We start from the raw sequence: 7,082 nt of genomic DNA, 5'->3' as shown, positions 1-7,082 counted from the left end.
TGTTCTTCGGCAGCGTCTGTTGTGTTTAAGATACAGCGCGCGTTCCGCGTCGGAGACGTCCGTGACGTCGGCGGCGTCAGTGGAAGAAGTGGCGCGTGCCGGTGAAGTACATCGTCGCGCCGGCCTTCTTCGCGGCCTCGACGACCTGCTCGTCGCGGACCGAACCGCCGGGCTGGACCACGGCCTTGACGCCCGCGTTCAGCAGGATCTCCAGGCCGTCCGGGAACGGGAAGAACGCGTCGGAGGCGGCGTACGCGCCCTGGGCGCGCTCAGCGCCCGCACGCTCCACCGCGAGCTTCGCGGAGTCGACGCGGTTGACCTGGCCCATGCCGACGCCGACCGACGCGCCGCCCTTGGCGAGCAGGATCGCGTTGGACTTCACGGCGCGGCAGGCGCGCCAGGCGAAGGCCAGCTCGGCGAGTTCGGCGTCGGACAGCGCCTCGCCGGTGGCCAGCGTCCAGGTCGACGGGTCGTCGCCCTCGGCCTGGAGCCGGTCGGTGACCTGGAGCAGCGCACCGCCGTCGATCGCCTTGACCTCGACCTCGTCGGACGGGGCGTCGGGGCAGACGAGCACACGGATGTTCTTCTTGCGGGCCAGCACCTCGACGGCGCCGTCCTCGTAGCCCGGGGCGACGATGACCTCGGTGAAGATCTCGGCGACCTGCTCGGCCATCTCCACGGACACCGGGCGGTTCACGGCGATCACGCCGCCGAAGGCGGACAGCGGGTCGCAGGCGTGCGCCTTGCGGTGCGCCTCGGCGACGTCGGCGCCGACCGCGATGCCGCACGGGTTGGCGTGCTTGATGATCGCGACACACGGCTCGGTCTGGTCGTACGCGGCGCGCCGCGCGGCCTCCGTGTCCGTGAAGTTGTTGTACGACATCTCCTTGCCGTGCAGCTGCTCCGCCTCCGCGAGGCCGCCCGTGCCGGAGGTGTAGAGGGCCGCGGGCTGGTGCGGGTTCTCGCCGTACCGGAGCACGTTCTTGCGGGCGTACGTCGAGCCGAGGAAGTCGGGGAAGCCGCTGTCGTCGGCCGCCGCGTAGTCGGCGGCGAACCACGAAGCGACGGCGACGTCGTACGCGGCCGTGTGCTGGAAGGCTTCGGCGGCGAGGCGCTTGCGGGTGGTGAGGTCGAAACCGCCGCCCTGGACGGCGTCGAGGACGTCGGCGTACCGCTCGGGGCTGGTGACGACCGCGACGGAGGGGTGGTTCTTGGCGGCGGCGCGGACCATCGACGGGCCGCCGATGTCGATCTGCTCGACGCACTCGTCGGCCGTGGCGCCGGAGGCGACGGTCTCCTTGAACGGGTAGAGGTTGACGACCACGAGGTCGAACGGCTCCACGCCGAGCTCTTCGAGCTGCGCGCGGTGCGCGTCGAGCCGCAGGTCGGCGAGGATGCCGGCGTGCACGCGCGGGTGCAGCGTCTTGACCCGGCCGTCGAGGCACTCGGGGAAGCCGGTGAGCTCCTCGACCTTGGTGACCGGGACGCCGGCCGCGGCGATCCTGCCGGCGGTGGAGCCGGTCGAGACGAGGGTGACGCCCGCCTCGTGCAGGCCGCGGGCCAGCTCTTCGAGGCCCGTCTTGTCGTAGACGCTGACCAACGCGCGGCGGATGGGCCGCTTCGTACCTTCGGCGGTCACTGGATAACTACCTTTCGTCCCTCAATGTGAAAGCCGTTACGGGCCAGGCGCCCCACGACATCGACGAGCAGCCGTCGCTCGACTTCCTTGATGCGCTCATGAAGAGCGGCTTCATCGTCCTCGTCCCGGATCTCGACCACGCCCTGCGCGATGATCGGGCCGGTGTCGACGCCGTCGTCGACGAAGTGGACCGTGCATCCGGTGACCTTCGCGCCGTACGCGAGAGCGTCCCGTACGCCGTGGGCCCCGGGGAAGCTGGGGAGCAGGGCGGGGTGGGTGTTCACGCAGCGGCCCCCAAAGCGCGCGAGGAAGGCCTTTCCCACGATCTTCATGAAGCCGGCGGACACGACCAGGTCGGGCTCGTACGCCGCCGTGGCCTCGGCCAGCGCGGCGTCCCATTCCTCGCGCGTGCCGTAGTCCTTCACGCGGCGGACGAAGGTCGGCAGCCCGGCGCGTTCGGCGCGTTCGAGACCCGCGATGCCGTCCCGGTCCGCGCCGACGGCCACGACCTGGGCGCCGTAGGCCGCGGGATCGTCGCCGATGGCGTCGAGCAGGGCCTGGAGGTTCGTGCCGGAACCGGAGACCAGCACGACGAGGCGGGCGGGTGTGCCGGGGGGGCGGGGGGAGGCAGGCGGGGAGGCCACAGTGGGTCTCTTTCTCGCGGATGGTGCGGTTTGTATGGTCGTACGAACGAATCGGGTCCCCCGATACGGGGAACTCTACGAAGGCGTCAACCGTCGGCAACGATACCGGCACACCGAGCGGCCCCCACGGGACGGGTACGTGGCCGGGAGGTAGCGTCAGGGGACAGGTCCGTTCTGCGGACTGGGACAATCCGTCTCCGGACGGGAACAGATCGACACACAAGACCCTCTGTGCACCGGGTCTGAGGGGAAGACGTTCACCAGATGACGGACCGACGCCGCCGCGCGGCTCTCCGCCTGCCGCTTTCCGCGACGCATGCCGGACAGCGGGGTTCTCAGTTGCTGCTGCGGGAACGCCAGTCCTCGTCGACCCCGCCGTCGTCGCCGCAGGGCGACGACAACCCGTTCGCGCCGCCGCCCGAGGGGCAGCCCGACCAGCCCTGGCAGCCCCGCGAACCCGTGAACGGCGGCGGTCAGGACGACGGCGGGGAGCAGCAGGACGGTCCGCCGACCGGCCAGTGGAGCCCCCGCCAGCCCGGCCGCCAGAGCGGCGGCTTCGGCGGCCCCAAGCGGCCGGCCGACCCAGAGGGGCAGGGCGGAAACGGTCCCGGTCTGCGCTGGGACCCGACGGACCCCGCGCAGCGCCGGGCGCGTTACGCGCTGCTCTCCGGCATGTGGGCCTTCTTCTTCGCGCTCTTCGACCTTCCCGAGGTCGCGCTGCTGCTGGGCGCGCTGGCCCTCTACTGGGGCATCAGCGCGCTGCGGGCGAAGCCCGGCCGCGGCCCGGGCACGGCGTCGACCGCCGACGCACCGGCCTCCGCCGCACCGGCGGGCGGCGGCAGGCCGCTGACGACGGCGGCGGTGAGCGGCCTGGTCACGGCGGCGCTGGCGCTGGTGATCGTGGCGACGACCTTCACGGTCCAGCTCGTCTATCGCGACTACTACACCTGCGTGCAGGACTCTCTGACGCAGTCGGCCCAGGCGTCCTGCAACGACCTGCTGCCGAAGCCGCTGCGCCCGGTCTTCGGCGTGAAGGAGTAGCGGGCGGTCTCCGGCGGCCCGCCCGGGGACACGGAGCGGGTGGCTGCGCCTTCACGGCCCCGGTTCCGGGGGCCCGTGACGACCGCTGACGACCGCTGACGACCGCTGACGACCGCTGACGACCGCTGACGGCACGATCGGCGGGTACGCCGGGCGGGGCCGCAGGCACTCCCGGCCGAGCCACGCGGGGCGGTGCCGGCGGTGCGGGCAGTGCGAGCGGCTACGCCTTCGGGGTCCCCGGTTCCTCCGGGCCCGTGGGGGGCGCCGGGGGCGGTTCGGCCCGTACGACCGGCCCGTTCGCCGGGGGCGGTTCGGCCGGTACGCCGGGTCCGGTTCGCGGGGGCGGTCCGGACGGGTGCTGCTTCGCGGGGTTCGGTTCTTCCGGGGTTGTGGAGGGGGCCGGGAAAGCGGCCATCAGGCCGCCGGACGCCTCCTTGAGGGCCGCCCACCGCAGCTCGCGCGAGCCGCTCTCGTGCCAGTCGGCGCCGACCGTGGCGTCGGGGTCGCCGATGGGCAGGAAGTCGGCCTCGCTGTCGTAAGGCCCGGTGTCGCCGCCGGTCCCGCCGGGTCGCCACCACGGGGCGGAACCCGACGTACCGCTCTGCCCGCCCATTGCGCGCCGCGCCCGCCACCACGGGGCGGAACCCGCCGTACCGCTCCCGCCACCGTCCACGCGCCGCGGGGCGGAACCCGACGTAACGCCGTCCGCGCCGTCCGCGCCGTCCGCGCGCCGCGGCCGCCACCAACGGCGCCCCGCGCCGCTCGTGCCGTCGTCGTCCGCGGATGCGGTCCGCTCGGTCTCCGTGCCGGTGCTCCCCCGCCGCCACCAGCGGCGCTTCGCCGCACCGGTGTCCTCGCCGCCGGCCACCTCCGCCGGACGCACCGCACTGACCACCGGCGCCACACCGGCCTCCTCCGTCTTCGCCGCCCTCCGCCAGGACCGGGGCGTCCGGTCGCGCAGCCGCCACGCGCGCAGGATCAGCGCGGCCGGGACGCCCAGCGCCACGGTCCACACCGCCGCCGCGCCGCCCGTCAGCCACCACACCGGCCCGAACTCCGACAGCGCCCGCACGCCCAGCGGCCCCCCGGCCAGGGCCGCCAGCACCGCCGCCCCCGCCCCGCACCCCACGCCCGCGAGAGCCGCGGCGGCGGCCGTGTCCCGGGCGCTCCATGCTTCCTCCCGTACGGCGAAGGGCGGCGCGGCGGCGCGTACGGTGAACCACGCGAGCGCGCCGGCCGCCCCCACCGGCACCGCGAGCGTCGCCCACTGCACAGGGATGGGCCCCGTTCCGCCCGGCAGCGCCGCCAGCAGCGGGAAGTGCGGCAGCGCAGGCGTGCCCCATACGCCCAGGGGCGCGACGGTCGCGCCCGTACCGAGGGCGAACCCGGGACCGAGCCCGTACGCGGCGCCCCACACGGCGGCGTTGGGCGCGAGCGCCACGACCAGCAGTGCCAGCGCGAGCCGCCCCGACCAGTCGCCCGCGAGCTGGAGGAACACCGCCTGCGCCGCCCCGGCATGCCACACCAGCCCCGCGAGCGCGACCACCCCGCCACCGCCCACCAGCCCCACGACCCCCGCCCCGGCGGCACGCAGCGCGACCCGGAACCGGGGGCGCACGACCACCTCCCGCACGCCCTGCGGCCATCCCGCGAGCGGCAGCCCGCCCCCCGTCCACACCCCGGCTCCGGCTCCCAGGGCCGCGACGAGGGGCAGGTGCAGCACCGCACTCAGCGGGGCCGCCGGCAGCGGCCCCCCGTACGCGTACAGGAACGCGGCGGCGCCGACGGCCGCATAGCCCCCGACCACCCCGCACAGGGCGACCCCGCCGGACACCCGGGGGCCGCTCTCCCCCTCCTCGCCCCCGCCGCCGTCGACCGCGTCCCGCGCGGCCCGGTGGGTGAGCCACAGCGGCAGCGCGACGAGGAGCATCGGGGTCAGTCCGACGGGCGCGGGGAGCCCGGAGAGGGTGTCGTACCGGACGAGCTCGACGCCGTGGGCGAGCAGCCACAGACCGGCGGCGACCCGCAGGGCCCCGCCGGGGCCGCTGTCGGGGTGCGGCGAGCTGATCCACAGCACGGTCACCAGGACGGCGAAGGACCCGAGGCCGAGTCCCGCCGCGACCACCCCCCGCACGCAGCAGGCGGCCTGCGCCGAGGAGCGGCTGGGGACGGACGGCACCCAGGTACCGCGCGGGGTCACTTGAGTCACCCGGCCATGCTGTCAACGACACGCGCTCAATCCGTGTAACGGGCGAATGACTGCCGTGTCGCTCAATATACGTTTATGTACTTTTTCGCCGGGAGTAGCGCCGCGGGGGGACTTTCGTGACGCAAAGCATTGAAACCGCCCCCGCCGACCCGCTGCCGTCCCCCAAGGAGCGGCGCAGGCTGCGCGAGGCGAAGGCGATGACCCTGGAGGAGGTGGCGGCGGCCCTCGGTGTCACGCGGGAGGCGGTCAAGGCGTGGGAGTCCGGCCGCTCGAACCCCAAGCGCCGCAAACGGGCGGCGTACGCCAGACTGCTGGCCACCGGCAGCACGGACACCACGGAGGAGGAGCCGGCCGCCGCCGCGACAGTCGACCCAGTGCCGGGAGGGGACGCGTCCGGGCGCTCCCCGCAGGGTGCCGAAGGCGACTCCCCCGAACCGGCCGACGTACCCGAACGTTCGGCACCCGAGGAGACGCCCGGGCGCGGCACCGACCCCGCGGCCCCCGCGACCGCACCTCTGGAGACCGACCCCGCAGCCCTCGCGACCGCAGCCGCGACCGCAACACTGGGCACCGACCTCGAAGCGCGAGCAACCGCGACCCCGGGCACGACAGCGCCGGAAGCCACCCGCACCCCCGCCCAGGCGTTCGACAGCCTCTACGACGACTGCGCCACCGCCCTGCTGAGCCAGACGTACGTCCTCACCGGCAACCGGCGCCTGGCCCGCGAGGCCGTCGAGTACGCCTTCCGCCTGGCCTGGGAGCGCTGGCCCGCCGTGGCCAGGGACCGCCACCCCGAGAGCTGGCTGAGGGCAGCGGCGTACGAGTACGCGCTCTCCCCCTGGCACCGCCTGCGCCGCGCGCACAAGCGCCACGACCGCCGCCCCGCCGACCGCGACCGCCGGGTCCTGCTCCAGGCGCTGCTGTCGCTGCCGCCCGCCCACCGCCGCACGCTTCTCCTGTACGACGGCCTCGGCCTGGACCTGCCCGACACGGCGGCCGAGACGGAGGCGAGCACTCCGGCCACGGCGAACCGTCTGCTCCACGCGCGTGCCGTGATCGCCCACCATCTGCCGGAACTCGCCGACGCCGGCCCCGCCGAGCAGTCCGCGATGATCAGGGAGCGGCTCGGCCGGCTGGCCGAGATGGTCACGGCGCCGCCCGTCAGGCTGCCGCCCGCCCGGGCCGTGCGCATGGGCAGCGAGCGCAGGGCGAGGTTCTGGACGCGTGCCGCGCTCTTCTTCACGGCGATGATCGTCAGCGCCACGGGTTTCACCCTGGTCACCGCCCCCACGCGGTACGAGCCCCCGCAGGCGCCCGGCGAACCGGTGCGCGGCGTCCCCATGCGTGCCGGGCCGCAGCCGCTGACTCCCCACGACGAGGAACTGCGCAGCCTGCTGCACGAGGCCCCCGTGACGGGCCCGCCCCGCCTGGTGCCGGAGACACGCTGACCGGAACACGGACGGGCCCGTACCCCCTGACCAGGGGATACGGGCCCGTACCGGGTCACCACCGCACCGCGCGCGAGGCGGCGGCAGCGGCGGCGACGTGA

5 protein-coding genes are annotated in these 7,082 nt (G+C 74.7%); 2 read left to right on the top strand and 3 right to left on the bottom strand.

The window, feature by feature from the left end; genetic code table 11:
• Positions 1–76 precede the first annotated feature (76 nt).
• The gene (gene purH / locus ACWGH0_RS31035) at positions 77–1,639 is read right to left on the bottom strand and encodes a bifunctional phosphoribosylaminoimidazolecarboxamide formyltransferase/IMP cyclohydrolase (protein ID WP_453407597.1); all 1,563 of its coding nucleotides are present in this window, start codon (positions 1,637–1,639) and stop codon (positions 77–79) included.
• Positions 1,636–2,283, bottom strand: a complete 648-nt coding sequence (gene purN / locus ACWGH0_RS31030; RefSeq protein ID WP_453407596.1) for a phosphoribosylglycinamide formyltransferase — start codon at positions 2,281–2,283, stop codon at positions 1,636–1,638. Before purN ends, purH begins: the two co-directional genes overlap by 4 nt.
• A 264-nt stretch (positions 2,284–2,547) precedes the next feature.
• Between purN and ACWGH0_RS31025 the strand changes: the two genes are divergently transcribed.
• Entirely contained in the window at positions 2,548–3,324 is a 777-nt protein-coding gene (locus tag ACWGH0_RS31025; RefSeq protein WP_453407595.1) for a hypothetical protein, read from the top strand.
• Between the two features lie 220 nt (positions 3,325–3,544).
• On the opposite strand, the gene ACWGH0_RS31020 is transcribed toward ACWGH0_RS31025, so the two are convergent.
• A complete protein-coding gene (locus ACWGH0_RS31020; protein WP_453407594.1) occupies positions 3,545–5,533 on the bottom strand; it encodes a cell division protein PerM in 1,989 nt (662 codons plus the stop codon).
• A 116-nt stretch (positions 5,534–5,649) separates the two neighbouring features.
• Between ACWGH0_RS31020 and ACWGH0_RS31015 the strand changes: the two genes are divergently transcribed.
• A complete protein-coding gene (locus ACWGH0_RS31015) occupies positions 5,650–6,981 on the top strand; it encodes a helix-turn-helix domain-containing protein (protein ID WP_453407593.1) in 1,332 nt (443 codons plus the stop codon).
• Positions 6,982–7,082 lie beyond the last annotated feature (101 nt).

This window comes from Streptomyces sp. NPDC054887 (genome assembly GCF_053610585.1).
Note: the sequence above shows the minus strand (reverse complement) of the source record. Positions and strands in the feature narration are given on the sequence as shown.

Coding starts and splice junctions, on each gene's coding strand:
- ACWGH0_RS31025 (WP_453407595.1), top strand. CDS start 2,548: ATGACGGACCGACGCCGCCGCGCGGCTCTCCGCCTGCCGCTTTCCGCG.